We start from the raw sequence: 15,423 nt of genomic DNA, 5'->3' as shown, positions 1-15,423 counted from the left end.
CCCGTTCGCGCGCCTCCCGCAGCAGGGCGGCCCGGGGTGCGGGCCACCCCCGTACGCTGGACGGCATGCCCACGTTGATCCTCGTCCGGCACGGACGCTCCACCGCCAACACCGCGGGACTCCTCGCCGGCTGGACGCCCGGCGTGGCCCTCGACGAGCGCGGCGCCGCACAGGCCGCGGCCTTGCCGGGACGGCTCACCGAGCTGCCCCTCGCCGAGGTCGTCACCAGCCCCCTGCAACGCTGCCAGGAGACCCTGGAGCCCCTGCTCGCCGCCCGGCCGGGGCTGCGGGCGCACACCGACGAGCGCATCGGCGAGTGCGACTACGGCGACTGGTCCGGGCGCAAGCTCGCCGAGCTGAAGGACGAGCCCCTGATGGAGGTGGTGCAGGCCCACCCGTCGGCCGCCGCCTTCCCCGGCGGCGAATCGATGCGGGCGATGGCGACCCGGGCCGCGGAGGCGGTACGGGAGTGGAACGCGCGCGTGGAGCGCGACCACGGCGCCGACGCCGTGTACCTCATGTGTTCGCACGGTGACGTCATCAAATCGCTTGTCGCGGACGCTCTCGGACTTCATCTCGACCTCTTCCAGCGGATCTCCGTGGAACCTTGTTCCATCACCGCGATCCGTTACACCCGGCTGAGGCCGTTTCTCGTTCGCCTCGGCGACACCGGGGATTTCGCCTCCCTGGCACCGCGCGCCGAACCCGCCGGGCCGGACGCCACGGTCGGGGGTGGTGCGGGCGCACCGTGATCGTCGGCCGCAGTAGGGTGAAGCGGTCGCACCAGCGCAGTAGTTGTCAGCAACCGGAACGGGCCGACCCCAACAGCCGGTCCCGGTCCCGATCCAATGGAGACAGGACGTGTCCCGTCAGGTGTTCCTCTACGACCCCCCGGACCGTTTCGTGGCCGGTACGGTCGGGCTGCCCGGGCGCCGCACCTTCTTCCTCCAGGCCACGGCCGGACCCCGGGTGACCAGTGTGGCCCTGGAGAAGACCCAGGTCGCGGCGCTCGCCGAGCGCATGGACGAGTTGCTCGACGAGGTCGTGCGGCGCAGCGGCGGCAGTGCCGCCGTCCCCGCCGTGGCCCCCACGGAGATCTCCGACACGGGCCCGCTGGACACACCGATCGAGGAGGAGTTCCGCGTCGGCACCATGGCCCTGGCCTGGGACGGCGAGGAACAGCGCATGATCGTCGAGGCCCAGGCGCTCGTCGAGCTGGACGCCGAGTCCGACGAGGACCTCGCCGAGGCCGAGGAGCGGCTGCTCCAGGACGAGGAGAACGGTCCGCCGATGCTCCGGGTCCGGCTCACCGGCACGCAGGCCAGGGCCTTCGCCAAGCGGGCCCTCGACGTCGTCAACGCCGGGCGGCCGCCGTGCCCGCTGTGCAGCCTCCCGCTCGACCCGGAAGGACATGTATGTCCGCGCCAGAACGGATACCGCCGCGGAGCGTGACCACCGCCGACCTGCTCGCCGAGGGCGGGCTGACCGTGCGCGGACGCATCCGCGAGGCCTCCAACGCGGCGCTGTACTGCACGGTCTCCCAGGACGGCCGGGAGGCCGCGTGCATCTACAAGCCGGTGGCCGGGGAACGCCCCCTGTGGGACTTCCCCGACGGCACCCTGGCCCAGCGCGAGGTCGCCGCCTACGAGGTCTCCGAGGCGACCGGCTGGGGCCTGGTGCCGCCCACCGTGCTGCGCGAGGGCCCCTACGGCGAGGGCATGTGCCAGCTGTGGGTCGAGCCGGTGCCCGGCGGGGAGCTGCTGGCGCTGGTGGACGCCGAGGAGCCGGAGCCCGGCTGGAAGGCGATCGGACTCGCCGACGTCGGTGAGGGGCGCACGGCGCTGCTGGTGCACGCCGACGACGACCGGCTCAGACGACTGGCCGTCCTCGACGCGGTGATCAACAACGCCGACCGCAAGGGCGGCCATCTGCTGCCCGCGGCGGACGGCCGGCTCTACGGCATCGACCACGGCGTGACCTTCAACACCGAGAACAAGCTGCGCACCCTGCTGTGGGGCTGGGCCGGAGAGCCGCTGACGGGGGAGGCGGTCGAGGCACTCAAGGGGCTCAAGGAGGGCCTGGAGGAGGGCGCCGCGCTCGCAGAGCGGCTGGCCCGGCTGATCACCCCGGCCGAGGTGGCGGCCACCCGCGCACGGGTTGAGGCACTGCTGATTTCCGGACGTCATCCGGAGCCCACCGGGGAGTGGCCCGCGATTCCCTGGCCGCCCGTGTGAGACGCCCGGGCGGGCGGGCCGCCCGGGGGCTCCGGGGCTCCGCGCGGGACCGCGTTCCCGGTCCCGCCTCACGCCACGGCGGGGCTCCGCGCAAGAGTGCGCTCCCGGCCATCCGGTCGGATCCGGTTCGTATACCGAACTTCCGGCCGGTTAGGCTCATGACATGCATGCCTGGCCCGCTTCCGAGGTCCCCGCCCTGCCCGGTCAGGGCCGCGACCTGAGGATCCACGACACCGCGACCGGCGGTCCGGTCACCCTCGACCCCGGCCCCGTCGCCCGTATCTACGTCTGCGGCATCACCCCGTACGACGCGACCCACATGGGTCACGCGGCGACCTACAACGCGTTCGACCTGGTCCAGCGCGTCTGGCTGGACACCAAGCGGCAGGTGCACTACGTCCAGAACGTCACGGACGTCGACGACCCCCTCCTGGAGCGCGCCGCGCGCGACGGCGTCGACTGGGCGGCCCTCGCCGAGCAGGAGACCTCCCTGTTCCGCGAGGACATGACCGCGCTGCGGATGCTGCCCCCGCAGCACTACATCGGCGCGGTCGAGGCGATACCCGGCATCGTGCCGCTCGTCGAACGGCTGCGCGAACTGGGGGCGGCCTACGACCTGGAGGGGGACATCTACTTCTCCGTCGAGTCCGACCCCCGCTTCGGCTCGGTGTCGCGCCTGGACGCCGCCGCCATGCGCCTGCTGTCCGCGGAGCGCGGCGGCGACCCGGACCGCCCCGGCAAGAAGAACCCGCTCGACCCGATGCTGTGGATGGCCGCCCGCGACGGCGAGCCCCGCTGGGACGGCGGCTCGCTGGGCCCCGGCCGGCCCGGCTGGCACATCGAGTGCGTGGCCATCGCCCTGGACCACCTCGGCATGGGCTTCGATGTGCAGGGCGGCGGCTCCGACCTCGCCTTCCCGCACCACGAGATGGGCGCCTCGCACGCCCAGGTGCTCACCGGCGAGTTCCCGATGGCCAAGGCGTACGTCCACGCGGGCATGGTGGCGCTGGACGGCGAGAAGATGTCGAAGTCCAAGGGAAACCTGGTCTTCGTCTCCCGGCTGCGGTACGACGGCGTCGACCCGGCCGCCATCCGGCTCGCCCTGCACGCCCACCACTACCGCTCCGACTGGGAGTGGACCGACCAGGTCCTCCGGGACGCCGAGGCACGGCTCGGCCGCTGGCGCGCCGCCGTCTCCCGGCCCGACGGACCGCCCGCCGAGGCGCTCGTCGAGGAGATCCGTGAGGCTCTCGCCGACGACCTGGACGCCCCGGCCGCGCTCGTCGCGGTGGACCGCTGGGCCGCCCTCCAGGAGGAGAGCGGCGGCACCGACACCGGCGCGCCCGGTGTGGTCTCCCGTGCCGTGGACGCCCTGCTCGGCGTGGCTCTCTGACCCCACGGCGACACGGCCCTGACACAGCACAGCGGCGGGGGGGGGGGGGGCGGGCGGGCGGGGGCGCGGCCCGGGGGGGGGGGGGCGCGCGGGGGGGCGGGGGGGGGGCGGGGGGCGGCCCGCCCCCCCCGCCCCCCCGCCCCCCCCCCCCCGCCCCCCCCCGCGCCCCCCCCGCCCGCCCCCCCCCCCCGCCGCTGTGCTGTGAGCCACTGTGCTGTGAGGGGGAGGCGTCCGGGCCCGCCGACGGCCCGTCAGTCCTCCAGGGAGGACCTCTCAGTCCTCCGGGGAGTCCTCCTCGTCGCCGCCCGTGCGCGGCGGCTTCGGCGGACGGGTGCGGCCGCCGGGGGTGTCCCGCCGGAAGGTGCCGCCCTCGCCGCCGTCCGCGGTGGCGTGCCCGCCCGGCGGACTGACGTCCCGTCGGCGCAGATACCGCTCGAACTCCCGGGCGATCGCCTCCCCGGAGGCCTCCGGCAGCTCGGCGGTGTCCCGCGCCTCCTCCAGGGTCTGGACGTACTCGGCGACCTCGCTGTCCTCCGCCGCCAGCTGGTCCACGCCGAGCTGCCAGGCCCGCGCGTCCTCCGGCAGCTCGCCCAGCGGGATCCGCAGGTCGAGCAGGTCCTCCAGCCGGTTGAGCAGGGCCAGCGTGGCCTTCGGGTTGGGCGGCTGGGAGACGTAGTGGGGGACCGCGGCCCAGAGCGAGACGGCCGGGACACCCGCGTGCGTGCAGGCCTCCTGGAGCACGCCCACGATGCCGGTGGGACCCTCGTACTTGGTCTCCTCCAGGTCCATCCGGCGGGCCAGATCCGCGTCGGACGTGGTCCCGCTGATCGGAACCGGACGGGTGTGCGGAGTGTCGCCGAGCAGGGCGCCCAGGATGACGACCAGCTCCACGCCCAGCTCATGGGCGAAGCCCAGCAGCTCGTTGCAGAACGAGCGCCAGCGCATCGACGGCTCGATACCGCGGACCAGCACCAGGTCCCGGGGCTTCTCACCGCCGACGCGGACCACCGAGAGACGGGTGGTGGGCCAGGTGATCTTGCGGACCCCGGCCTCCAGGAACACGGTGGGGCGGTTCACCTGGAAGTCGTAGTAGTCCTCGGCGTCCAGCGCCGCGAAGACCTCGCCCTTCCACTCCTTGTCCAGATGCGCGACCGCGGTGGAAGCGGCGTCGCCGGCATCGTTCCAGCCCTCGAACGCGGCCACCATGACCGGGTCGATCAGCTCGGGAACCCCCTCGAGCTCGATCACCCAGCGCCTCCTTCCGACGTGCCCTCGTGTACGTCCCAACTTTACGGCGTGCGGCGGGGGCGCTCGCAGCCCCCTTGCACGGGGTGTGAACGGATCACTGCCCCGCAGGGGGCCCTTGAACACCCATGATCGCCACCGAGTGCCCAGCGCACACGTGATCGGGCCCGGTCCGTCACCGTCCCGCGGGCGCCCGGTGACCGGGCCTCAGACCTCCCCGGCCCCCTCGTTCCGCCGCGCCAGCAGCCGCAGCGCCTCCAGGGCGACGACCGCGCCCCGCTCCACGCCCCGGGCCACCACCTGACGGTGCGGGTCGTAGCCGCCCGTGGAGAAGGGCGCCTCCGCGTCGACCAGTTCATCGGCGTTGACCCCGTCGACCACCAGCAGCCCGCCCGCCACCAGCCCGCGCAGCGAGGCCGTCACCAGCAGCGCCGACAGCTCCATCTCGATCGCCGCGAGACCCGCCCGGTCGTAGGCGTCCAACGGGAGCAGCCCGGGCTGGAAGGCCGCCCGGCTCCACACGATCCCCCGGTGGCACGGCGCACCCGCCTCCCGGGCCGCGCGGAGCAGCGCGAGCACCGCCTCCGGTGCGGCCACGGCCGGATACTCGGGCGGCAGCAACTGTCCGGTGACACCGTCGTCGCGGACCGCCGCCTCCGCGACCACCAGGTCCCCGTCGCCGATCCCCGGCCGCATGGCGCCCGCCGTGCCGAGCCGCAGCACGGTCCGGATCCCCGCGTCCGCCAGCTCCTGGAAGAGCAGGATCGCGCCCGGCGCCCCCACCCCGTGCGAGGCGACCGTCACCGGCAGGCCCCGCCGGCCACCCCGGAAGACCCGGTACTCCCGGTGGTACGACACCTCCTCGGCGCCGTCGAGCAGCTCCGCGACGGCCGCCGCGCGCGCCGGGTCGCCCACCACCACGGCGTACGGGGGCAGCCCGGTGCGCGGGACACGGGTGACGGGCGACAGGTCCTGGGTCATCGGGCGGCTCCGATGGGTCGGCGAGGCCGGGCGGCACGGTGCGCGGAGGCCCGGGCGCACCGCACACACCGTACGCGCGCCCCGAAGTGATGACGGGCAGTCAGCACCCGGTGTCGCAACGGGAGTTCGGGCCCTTCCGGGGCCGGGGTACGCGGAAGGGGCGGCTCCGTGCGGGGAGCCGCCCCTCGTCCTGTGGCGGACCTACTTCTTGTCGAGCAGGTTCTGCACCTTGCCGCGCACCTCGTCCGAGGCCAGGCCGCGGATCGTCAGGGTGGTGCGGCGGCGCAGCACGTCGTCCGCCGTCTCGGCCCACTCGTGGTCGCGGGCGTAGACGACCTGCGCCCAGATCTCCGGCGCGTCCGGGTGGACGCGCTCGCCCAGCTCCGGGTTGTCGTTGGCCAGCCGCGCGATGTCGAAGGCCAGCGAACCGTAGTGGGTGGCCAGGTGCTTGGCGGTGTCGGGCGCCATCCGCGGCCCGGGCGCCGGGCCGTCGGTGACCAGCCGGTGCGCGACCGCACGCGGGTTGGCGATGCCCGGCAGCGGCAGCTTCTTGGGCAGCGTGGCGATCGGCTCGAAGTCGTCGCCGAGCGGACGGCCCGGCAGGGCCTCCAGCTTCTGCATGATCGTGCGGCCGATGTGCCGGAAGGTGGTCCACTTGCCGCCCGCCACGGACAGCATGCCGCCCCGGCCCTCGGTGACCACGGTCTCCCGCTTGGCCTTGGCGGTGTCGCCGGGGCCGCCGGGCAGCACCCGCAGACCGGCGAAGGAGTAGGTGATCAGCTCACGCCGCAGCTGCTGGTCGCGGACCGAGAAGGCGGCCTCGTCGAGGATCTGGTCGATGTCCTTCTCGGTCACCGAGACGTCGGCCGGGTCGCCCTCGAACTCCTCGTCCGTGGTGCCGAGCAGCAGCATGTCCTCCCAGGGGAGGGCGAAGGTGATGCGGTACTTGTCGATCGGGGTCGCCAGCGCGGCCTTCCAGGGGGAGGTGCGCTTGAGGACCAGGTGCGCGCCCTTGGACAGGCGTATGGAGGGCGCCGCGTCGGGGTCCTCCATACGGCGCAGGTGGTCGACCCAGGGGCCGGTGGCGTTGAGCACCAGCCGCGCGTCCACCCCGAACTCGTCCCCGGTGAGCCGGTCCCGCAGCTCGGCACCGGTGACCCGGCCCCGGGTGAAGCGCAGACCGGCGACCTCGGCGTGGTTCAGGACCACGGCGCCCGCCTCGACGGCCGCGCGGACCGTCATCAGCGCCATCCGCGCGTCGTTCATCTGGTCGTCGCCGTACACGGCCACGGCCTTGAGGTTCTCGGTACGCAGCTCCGGCACGTCCTGCTGCGCCCGGCCCGGGGACAGCAGATGGCCGACGCCGTCACCGAACGCCGACAGCGCGGAGTAGGCGAAGACGCCCGCACCGAGCTTCGCCGCGCCGTGCGGGCCGCCCTTGTACACGGGGAGGTAGAACGTGAGCGGGTTCGCCAGGTGCGGTGCGACCTGGCGGGACACCGCACGGCGCTCGAAGTGGTTCTCCGCCACCAGCTTCACCGCGCCGGTCTGCAGGTAGCGCAGTCCGCCGTGGAGCAGCTTGGAGGAGGCGGAGGAGGTGGCGCCGGCGAAGTCGCCGGCGTCCACCAGGGCCACCCGCAGGCCCGACTGCGCGGCATGCCAGGCAGTGGAGATGCCCAGAATTCCGCCGCCGATCACCAGGAGGTCGTAGGTCGCCTTGGACAACTGCTCCCGGGTCTCGGCGCGGCTCGGGTTGGAGCCGTAGGCCGGGTGGGTCCCCAGAGCCGGGACACTCTGCAGGGTGGTCATTGCGAATTACTCCTCGTCTTCGATCCAGCCCATGGTCCGCTCGACGGCCTTGAGCCAGCTCTTGTACTCACGGTCGCGGGTCTCCGCGTCCATGTGGGGCGTCCACTCGGCGGCCCGGCGCCAGTTGGCGCGCAGGTCGTCGGTGCCGGTCCAGAAGCCGACGGCGAGACCGGCGGCGTAGGCGGCGCCGAGGCAGGTGGTCTCGGCGACCATCGGGCGCACCACCGGCGCGTCGAGGACATCCGAAAGCGTCTGCATCAGCAGGTTGTTGGAGGTCATGCCGCCGTCGACCTTCAGGGTCGCCAGCTCGACGCCCGAGTCCTTGGTCATGGCGTCCGCGATCTCGCGGGTCTGCCAGGCGGTGGCCTCCAGGACGGCGCGCGCGAGGTGCGCCTTGGTGACGTACCGGGTCAGACCGCTGATCACACCGCGGGCGTCGGAGCGCCAGTACGGGGCGAACAGACCGGAGAAGGCCGGTACGAAGTAGGCGCCGCCGTTGTCCTCGACCGACAGGGCGAGGGTCTCGATCTCGGCGGCGGTGGAGATCAGGCCCATCTGGTCGCGCATCCACTGCACCAGGGAGCCGGTGACGGCGATCGAGCCCTCCAGGGCGTAGACCGGCTTGGCGTCGCCGATCTGGTAGCCGACGGTGGTCAGCAGGCCCGAGTAGGAGTTGATGATCTTGCTACCGGTGTTCATCACCATGAAGGTGCCGGTGCCGTAGGTGGACTTGGTCTCGCCCTCGGAGAAGCAGGTCTGGCCGAACAGGGCCGCCTGCTGGTCGCCGAGCGCGGAGGCCACCGGGACGCCGCCGAGCAGCTCGCCGAGGCGGCCGCCGGTGACCTCGCCGTAGACCTCGGCGGAGGAGCGGATCTCGGGCAGGATCTGCTTCGGGACGCCGATGGACTCGCAGATCTTGTCGTCCCACTGCATGGTGTGCAGGTTCATCAGCATGGTGCGGGAGGCGTTGGTCACGTCGGTGACGTGGTGGCCGCCGTTGGCACCGCCGGTCAGGTTCCAGATGACCCAGGTGTCCATGGTGCCGAAGAGGATGTCGCCCGCCTCGGCGCGCTCCTTGAGGCCCTCGACGTTGTCGAGCAGCCAGCGGGCCTTCGGGCCGGCGAAGTAGGAGGCCAGCGGCAGACCGGTCTCGCGGCGGAAGCGGTCCTGGCCGACGTTGCGGCCCAGCTCCCGGCAGAGGCCGTCGGTGCGGGTGTCCTGCCAGACGATGGCGTTGTGGACGGGCTCACCGGTGTTCTTGTCCCACAGCACGGTGGTCTCGCGCTGGTTGGTGATGCCGATGGCCTTGATGTCGTCGCGGGTGATGCCGGCCTTCTCGATGGCTCCGGCGACGACCTCCTGGACGTTGGTCCAGATCTCGGTGGCGTTGTGCTCGACCCAGCCCGGCTTCGGGAAGATCTGCTCGTGTTCCTTCTGGTCGACGGAGACGATGCGGCCGTCCCGGTCGAAGATGATGCAGCGCGACGAGGTGGTGCCCTGGTCGATGGCGGCGATGAAGGGGCCGGCGGTGTGTGCGTCGGTCACGGTGTGCTCCTGGGATTCCATGGATATGAGGGGCGGTCTGTACGGCGCAGTCTTCTCAGGCGAAGGCGACGTTGTATATGCCTGCGGCGATCGCGCCGCCGATCAGTGGACCGACGACCGGAATCCAGGCGTAGCTCCAGTCGGAGCCGCCCTTGTTAGGCAGGGGGAGCAGGGCGTGCACGATGCGGGGGCCGAGGTCACGCGCCGGGTTGATCGCGTAGCCGGTGGGGCCGCCCAGGGAGAGACCGATCGAGACCACCACGAGGGCGGTGATCAGGGCGCCGAGGGTGCCGAGGCCGTTGCCCTTGTCGTTCAGGCCCTGGGTGAGGACCGCGAGCACCAGTACGACGGTGCCGATGATCTCCGTGGCCAGGTTCATCACCGCGTTCCGGATCTCCGGACCGGTGGAGAAGATGCCGAGGACGGGCCCGGCCTGGGTCTCCTGGGCCTCCACGGACTTGGTGTCCTGCGCCCCCGGGCCCCCGACGATCTCTCTGTCGGTGAGGTGGGCGTGGAACTGTCCGTAGTACGCGACCCAGACCAGGGCGGCACCGATCATCGCGCCGAGCAGCTGGCCGCCCCAGTAGAAGGGGACGTTGTTCCAGCCGCCGTTCTTGATGGCGAGCGCCAGCGTCACGGCCGGGTTGAGGTGCGCGCCGGAGAGGGGTGCCGAGGTGTACACCGCCGTCAGTACGGCGAAGCCCCACCCGAAGGTGATGGCGAGCCACCCGGCGTTCCGGGCCTTGGAGGCCTTCAGCGTGACGGCGGCGCAGACGCCGCCACCGAGCAGGATGAGTATGGCGGTACCGATGGTCTCGCCGATGAAGATGTCGGAGCTGGACACCCGCGACTCCTTTGTCCTTCGTCCAGGGGAAGGCGAACCCCGGGTCCCTCCGGTGGTCCGCGCCCTCGGGGGTGAGGGCGATGTCGGCCCGTGGCGCTGTCACACTCTAACGCGTATTGCCGGTAGGTGTTCGACAATGCCGACCGATGGACGGGAGTCTCGCTTCCGGTTCACCAGGTCGTCAAGAGTTCGGTAATCGAATGCAGGATCGTTATTGATCGCCGTGAGTTATCGATCTTGAGGATCGGTGCGTACCGCGTGCGAGCAGGTACGTTTCGTGGTCACCGGATGTGGCGAACGCAACCGGGAGAGGGTTTTCCGGCGGTTTCCGCTACGTCGGGTGACCTCCGCGGGGCTCCGGGTGCGACGGCCGGGTGTGACAGAGGACTCGGTGGTGGGGGAGCGGGGTAGTGCGCGGCGGGGTAGCGGTGCGGTGAGGCGCGCAGCAGTGAGGCGGCGGGCGGCGGGCAGTGGGGCGGCGAGGAGGCAGGCGGCGGTGCGGCGGGCGGCGGTGCGGCCGGGCGCGCGAAAGCGGCCGGTGCGTCGTGCGTGCACCGGCCTGCCGGATGTCATGGGCTCCGCCTCGTGCGGGCGGCCGCGACCGCGCTGTGCACGGTTTCAGGGGTCGGGCGTCCCAGGCGTCCCGGGCGGCTCAGAACCGGCCGGCGCCCAGGTCCCGCGAGACCGCTCGGGCGCAGTCCCGCACCGCCGCGATCATCTCGGGGCGCAGCTCCCCGTCCCGGCACAGCCGCTCCACCGCCCCGGTGATGCCCACCGCGCCCACCGGCATCCGCCGCCGGTCGTGAACGGGCGCCGCCACCGAGGCCACCCCGGTCCAGGTCTCCTCGACATCGGCCGCGTACCCCCGGGCCCGGGTCAGGTCGAGCAGCTGCTCGAGGCCCTCCGCATCGCACACCGTCAGATCGGTGAACGCCTTCCGGTCGCTGTCCAGTGCCTCGCTGTGCGCCACCGGGTCGTACGCCGACAGCACCTTGCCCAGGGCCGTGGAGTGCAGCGGCTGCATGGCCCCGATCTCCAGGACCTGCCGGCTGTCGTCGGGCCGGAAGACGTGGTGCACGATCAGCACGCCCTGCTGGTGCAGCACCCCCAGATAGACGCTCTCGCCGCTCGCCCGGGCCAGGTCGTCCGTCCAGACCAGGGCGCGCGCCCGCAGCTCGTGCACATCCAGATAGGTGGTCCCGAGGCGCAGCAGCTCGGCGCCCAGCTGGTAGCGGCCCGAGGCCGCCTCCTGCTCGACGAAGCCCTCCTGCTGGAGCGTGCGGAGTATGCCGTGGGCCGTGCCCTTGGCGAGGCCGAGTGACGAGGCGATGTCCGACAGGCCGAGCCGTCGCTCACCGCCCGCGAGCAGTCGCAGCATCGCGGCCGCCCGTTCGAGCGACTGGATGTTCCGTGCCATCCCCGTCCTGCCTCCGTCCTCCGACCGACCGCCGACCGTCGTGATACCACCGTTCGGCAATGCCGAACACTACCGGTCGTTGCCGACCTCCCGCTAATGGGTCGACGCCATCCGTTCCGCGAAAGTCTCCGTGCGGGTCACCCGAGCCACGCCTGTCCGCCTCGTGGACGTCCCTGACCGCGCGGCCCGCCGGGGGCTACCCTGGCCGGGTGCGCCTTCCGCGGGAGGCGCAAAGCCGACAGCCGTCGCACCCCAGGGAGCATCTTCCATGGCCTCGTTGCCGAACCCGTCCCTTCCGTCCGTCTCCGACGACCGCCGGACCCGAACCGAAGCCCTCCGGGAGGCGCTCGCCACCCGTGTCGTGGTGGCCGACGGCGCGATGGGCACGATGCTCCAGGCGCAGGATCCGACCCTGGAGGACTTCCAGGGTCTTGAGGGCTGCAACGAGGTCCTCAACCTCACCCGCCCCGACATCGTCCGCTCCGTCCACGAGGCGTACTTCGCGGTGGGCGTCGACTGCGTGGAGACCAACACCTTCGGCGCCAACCACTCGGCCATGGCCGAGTACGAGATCGAGGGCCGGGTCCACGAGCTGTCCGAGGCGGGCGCCCGGATCGCCCGCGAGGCGGCCGACGTGTGCGCCGCGGACGACGGGCGCACGCGCTGGGTCCTGGGCTCCATCGGCCCCGGAACCAAGCTGCCCACCCTCGGCCACATCCCCTACCTCACCCTCCGCGACGGCTTCCAGGCCAACGCCGAGGGCCTGCTCGCGGGCGGCGCCGACGCCCTCATCGTCGAGACCACCCAGGACCTGCTCCAGACCAAGGCCTCGATCCTGGGCGCCCGCCGCGCCATGGAGGCCACCGGCACCGAGGTGCCCCTGCTCTGCTCGATGGCCTTCGAGACGACCGGCACCATGCTGCTGGGCTCCGAGATCGGCGCCGCGCTGACCGCGCTGGAACCCCTCGGCATCGACATGATCGGCCTGAACTGCTCGACCGGCCCCGCCGAGATGAGCGAGCACCTGCGCTATCTCACCCGCCACTCGCGCATCCCGCTGCTGTGCATGCCGAACGCCGGACTGCCGGTGCTCACCAAGAACGGCGCGCACTTCCCGCTCGGCCCCGAGGGCCTCGCCGACGCCCAGGAGAACTTCGTCCGCGACTACGGGCTCTCCCTGGTCGGCGGCTGCTGCGGCACCACCCCCGAGCATCTGCGCCAGGTCGTCGAACGGGTTCGCGACCTCGCCCCGGTCGAGCGCAGCCCCCGCCCCGAGCCGGGCGCCGCCTCCCTCTACCAGAACGTGCCGTTCCGTCAGGACACCTCGTATCTGGCGATCGGCGAGCGCACCAACGCCAACGGCTCCAAGAAGTTCCGTGACGCCATGCTGGAGGCCCGCTGGGACGACTGCGTGGAGCTGGCCCGCGAGCAGATCCGCGAGGGCGCCCACCTGCTCGACCTGTGCGTCGACTACGTGGGCCGCGACGGCGTCGCCGACATGCAGGAACTGGCCGGCCGCTTCGCCACCGCCTCCACCCTGCCGATCGTCCTGGACTCCACCGAGGTCGACGTCATCCGGGCGGGCCTGGAGAAGCTCGGCGGCCGGGCCGTCATCAACTCCGTCAACTACGAGGACGGCGACGGGCCCGAGTCGCGGTTCGCCCAGGTGACCCGACTCGCCCGCGAGCACGGCGCCGCCCTCATCGCGCTCACCATCGACGAGGAGGGGCAGGCCCGTACGCCGGAGAAGAAGGTGGAGATCGCCGAGCGGCTGATCGCGGACCTCACCGGCAACTGGGGCATCCACGAGTGCGACATCCTCATCGACACCCTGACCTTCACCATCTGCACCGGTCAGGAGGAGTCCCGCAAGGACGGCATCGCCACCATCGAGGCGATCCGCGAGCTGAAGCGCCGCCACCCCGATGTGCAGACCACACTGGGCCTGTCGAACATCTCCTTCGGCCTCAACCCGGCCGCCCGCATCCTGCTCAACTCGGTCTTCCTGGACGAGTGCGTCAAGGCCGGGCTCGACTCCGCCATCGTGCACGCCTCGAAGATCCTGCCGATCGCGCGCTTCGACGAGGAGCAGGTCACCACGGCCCTCGACCTGGTCTACGACCGCCGCGCCGAGGGCTACGACCCGCTCCAGAAGCTGATGGCGCTGTTCGAGGGCGCCACCGCCAAGTCGCTCAAGGCGGGCAAGGCGGAGGAACTGGCCGCGCTGCCGCTGGACGAGCGTCTCAAGCGGCGCATCATCGACGGCGAGAAGAACGGCCTGGAGACCGACCTCGCCGACGCCCTGGAGACCCGCCCGGCCCTCGAGATCGTCAACGAGACGCTGCTCGACGGCATGAAGGTCGTCGGTGAGCTGTTCGGCTCCGGCCAGATGCAGCTGCCGTTCGTGCTCCAGTCCGCCGAGGTCATGAAGTCGGCCGTGGCGTATCTGGAGCCGTACATGGAGAAGACCGACGAGGCGGGCAAGGGCACCATCGTGCTCGCCACCGTGCGCGGCGACGTCCACGACATCGGCAAGAACCTCGTCGACATCATCCTGTCCAACAACGGCTACAACGTCGTCAACCTCGGTATCAAGCAGCCGGTCTCCGCCATCCTGGAGGCCGCCGAGGAACACCGGGCCGATGTCATCGGCATGTCCGGGCTCCTGGTCAAGTCCACGGTGATCATGAAGGAGAACCTGGAGGAGCTGAACCAGCGGGGCCTTGCCGCCAGCTACCCGGTCATCCTCGGCGGCGCGGCGCTCACCCGGGCCTATGTCGAACAGGACCTCCACGAGCTGTACGAGGGAGAGGTCCGCTACGCCCGCGACGCCTTCGAAGGCCTGCGCCTGATGGACGCCCTCATCGGGGTCAAGCGGGGCGTGCCCGGCGTCGAACTGCCCGAACTGCGCCAGCGCCGGGTGCGGGCCGCCACCGTGCAGGTCGAGGAGCGGCCCGAGGAGGGCCATGTCCGCTCCGACGTCGCCACCGACAACCGGGTGCCCGAGCCGCCCTTCCGGGGCACCCGCGTCATCAAGGGCATCCCGCTCAAGGAGTACGCCTCCTGGCTGGACGAGGGCGCGCTCTTCAAGGGCCAGTGGGGTCTGAAGCAGGCCCGCACCGGCGAGGGGCCTACCTATGAGGAACTGGTCGAGAGCGAGGGGCGGCCCCGGCTGCGCGGACTGCTCGACCGGCTCCAGACCGACAACCTCCTCGAAGCCGCCGTGGTCTACGGCTACTTCCCGTGCGTGTCCAAGGACGACGACCTGATCGTCCTGGACGAGGCGGGCAACGAGCGCACCCGGTTCACCTTCCCGCGCCAGCGCCGCGGCCGCCGACTGTGCCTGGCGGACTTCTTCCGCCCCGAGGAATCCGGCGAACAGGACGTGGTGGGCTTCCAGGTGGTCACCGTCGGCTCCCGGATCGGTGAGGAGACCGGGCGGCTCTTCGAGTCGAACTCCTACCGCGACTATCTCGAACTGCACGGCCTGTCCGTGCAGTTGGCGGAGGCGCTCGCGGAGTACTGGCACGCACGGGTGCGCGCCGAACTCGGCTTCGCCGGTGAGGACCCCGCCGAGATGGAGGACATGTTCGCGCTGAAGTACCGGGGCGCCCGCTTCTCCCTCGGCTACGGCGCCTGCCCCGACCTGGAGGACCGCGCCAAGATCGCCCGGCTGCTGGAGCCGGAGCGGATCGGCGTCCAGCTCTCCGAGGAGTTCCAGCTCCACCCGGAGCAGTCCACGGACGCGATCGTGATCCACCACCCGGAGGCCAAGTACTTCAACGCCCGGTGACCCCGGGCGGGGCCCGCCTCCTCGCCCCGGCTTCCCCCGGCACCCCCGCCGGACCCCGGCCCGGGCCCGACCCGGCGGCCCCCGGCCCCGCTTCCCCCCAGCCGGGGCGCCCTCCGCCCGCGTACCCGCAGGTCGGGGGTGCCCCGACGTGCTCCACCACGC

At 72.1% G+C, this 15,423-nt stretch carries 11 protein-coding genes; 5 read left to right on the top strand and 6 right to left on the bottom strand.

Annotated elements, in window-relative coordinates; genetic code table 11:
• Nucleotides 1–65: 65 nt before the first annotated feature.
• The 4 genes from ACIHAA_RS12090 to mshC all read left to right on the top strand — a co-directional run bounded on the left by ACIHAA_RS12090 (nt 66) and on the right by mshC (nt 3,627).
• Nucleotides 66–752 carry a histidine phosphatase family protein gene (locus tag ACIHAA_RS12090; RefSeq protein ID WP_399815894.1) on the top strand — a complete coding sequence of 229 codons (687 nt, stop codon included), beginning with the start codon at nt 66–68 and terminating at the stop codon, nt 750–752.
• A gap of 109 nt (nt 753–861) precedes the next feature.
• Nucleotides 862–1,452 carry a DUF3090 domain-containing protein gene (locus ACIHAA_RS12085; RefSeq protein WP_399815892.1) on the top strand — a complete coding sequence of 197 codons (591 nt, stop codon included), beginning with the start codon at nt 862–864 and terminating at the stop codon, nt 1,450–1,452.
• Complete coding sequence (locus ACIHAA_RS12080) at nt 1,416–2,234, top strand: SCO1664 family protein (RefSeq protein WP_399815890.1); 819 nt, start codon at nt 1,416–1,418, stop codon at nt 2,232–2,234. The genes ACIHAA_RS12085 and ACIHAA_RS12080 overlap by 37 nt, the downstream gene beginning before the upstream one ends.
• 163 nt (nt 2,235–2,397) lie before the next feature.
• Complete coding sequence (gene mshC, locus ACIHAA_RS12075; RefSeq protein ID WP_399815888.1) at nt 2,398–3,627, top strand: cysteine--1-D-myo-inosityl 2-amino-2-deoxy-alpha-D-glucopyranoside ligase; 1,230 nt, start codon at nt 2,398–2,400, stop codon at nt 3,625–3,627.
• 273 nt (nt 3,628–3,900) lie between these two features.
• On the opposite strand, the gene ACIHAA_RS12070 is transcribed toward mshC, so the two are convergent.
• The 6 genes from ACIHAA_RS12070 to ACIHAA_RS12045 form a co-directional block, all read right to left on the bottom strand.
• On the bottom strand, nt 3,901–4,875 hold the full coding sequence (locus tag ACIHAA_RS12070) for a PAC2 family protein (protein WP_399815885.1): 975 nt from the start codon (nt 4,873–4,875) through the stop codon (nt 3,901–3,903).
• A gap of 204 nt (nt 4,876–5,079) precedes the next feature.
• The gene (locus ACIHAA_RS12065) at nt 5,080–5,853 is read right to left on the bottom strand and encodes a nucleoside phosphorylase (protein ID WP_399815883.1); all 774 of its coding nucleotides are present in this window, start codon (nt 5,851–5,853) and stop codon (nt 5,080–5,082) included.
• A 201-nt stretch (nt 5,854–6,054) separates the two neighbouring features.
• On the bottom strand, nt 6,055–7,662 hold the full coding sequence (locus ACIHAA_RS12060) for an FAD-dependent oxidoreductase (RefSeq protein WP_399815882.1): 1,608 nt from the start codon (nt 7,660–7,662) through the stop codon (nt 6,055–6,057).
• 6 nt (nt 7,663–7,668) lie between these two features.
• Nucleotides 7,669–9,207, bottom strand: a complete 1,539-nt coding sequence (gene glpK, locus ACIHAA_RS12055; protein ID WP_399815880.1) for a glycerol kinase GlpK — start codon at nt 9,205–9,207, stop codon at nt 7,669–7,671.
• A gap of 55 nt (nt 9,208–9,262) precedes the next feature.
• Nucleotides 9,263–10,051 carry an MIP/aquaporin family protein gene (locus ACIHAA_RS12050; protein ID WP_399815878.1) on the bottom strand — a complete coding sequence of 263 codons (789 nt, stop codon included), beginning with the start codon at nt 10,049–10,051 and terminating at the stop codon, nt 9,263–9,265.
• Between the two features lie 652 nt (nt 10,052–10,703).
• Entirely contained in the window at nt 10,704–11,468 is a 765-nt protein-coding gene (locus ACIHAA_RS12045; RefSeq protein ID WP_399815876.1) for an IclR family transcriptional regulator, read from the bottom strand.
• A gap of 268 nt (nt 11,469–11,736) precedes the next feature.
• On the opposite strand from ACIHAA_RS12045, the gene metH reads away from it, so the two are divergent.
• Entirely contained in the window at nt 11,737–15,261 is a 3,525-nt protein-coding gene (gene metH / locus ACIHAA_RS12040) for a methionine synthase (protein ID WP_399815874.1), read from the top strand.
• Nucleotides 15,262–15,423: the final 162 nt, after the last annotated feature.

Origin of the sequence: Streptomyces sp. NPDC052040 (genome assembly GCF_044548405.1) — a bacterium.
In the GTDB taxonomy this organism is placed as follows: Bacteria; Actinomycetota; Actinomycetes; order Streptomycetales; family Streptomycetaceae; genus Streptomyces.
Note: the sequence above shows the minus strand (reverse complement) of the source record. Positions and strands in the feature narration are given on the sequence as shown.

Coding starts and splice junctions, on each gene's coding strand:
- ACIHAA_RS12080 (WP_399815890.1), top strand. CDS start 1,416: ATGTCCGCGCCAGAACGGATACCGCCGCGGAGCGTGACCACCGCCGAC.
- mshC (WP_399815888.1), top strand. CDS start 2,398: ATGCATGCCTGGCCCGCTTCCGAGGTCCCCGCCCTGCCCGGTCAGGGC.
- metH (WP_399815874.1), top strand. CDS start 11,737: ATGGCCTCGTTGCCGAACCCGTCCCTTCCGTCCGTCTCCGACGACCGC.
- ACIHAA_RS12045 (WP_399815876.1), bottom strand. CDS start 11,468: ATGGCACGGAACATCCAGTCGCTCGAACGGGCGGCCGCGATGCTGCGA.
- ACIHAA_RS12060 (WP_399815882.1), bottom strand. CDS start 7,662: ATGACCACCCTGCAGAGTGTCCCGGCTCTGGGGACCCACCCGGCCTAC.
- ACIHAA_RS12090 (WP_399815894.1), top strand. CDS start 66: ATGCCCACGTTGATCCTCGTCCGGCACGGACGCTCCACCGCCAACACC.
- ACIHAA_RS12065 (WP_399815883.1), bottom strand. CDS start 5,853: ATGACCCAGGACCTGTCGCCCGTCACCCGTGTCCCGCGCACCGGGCTG.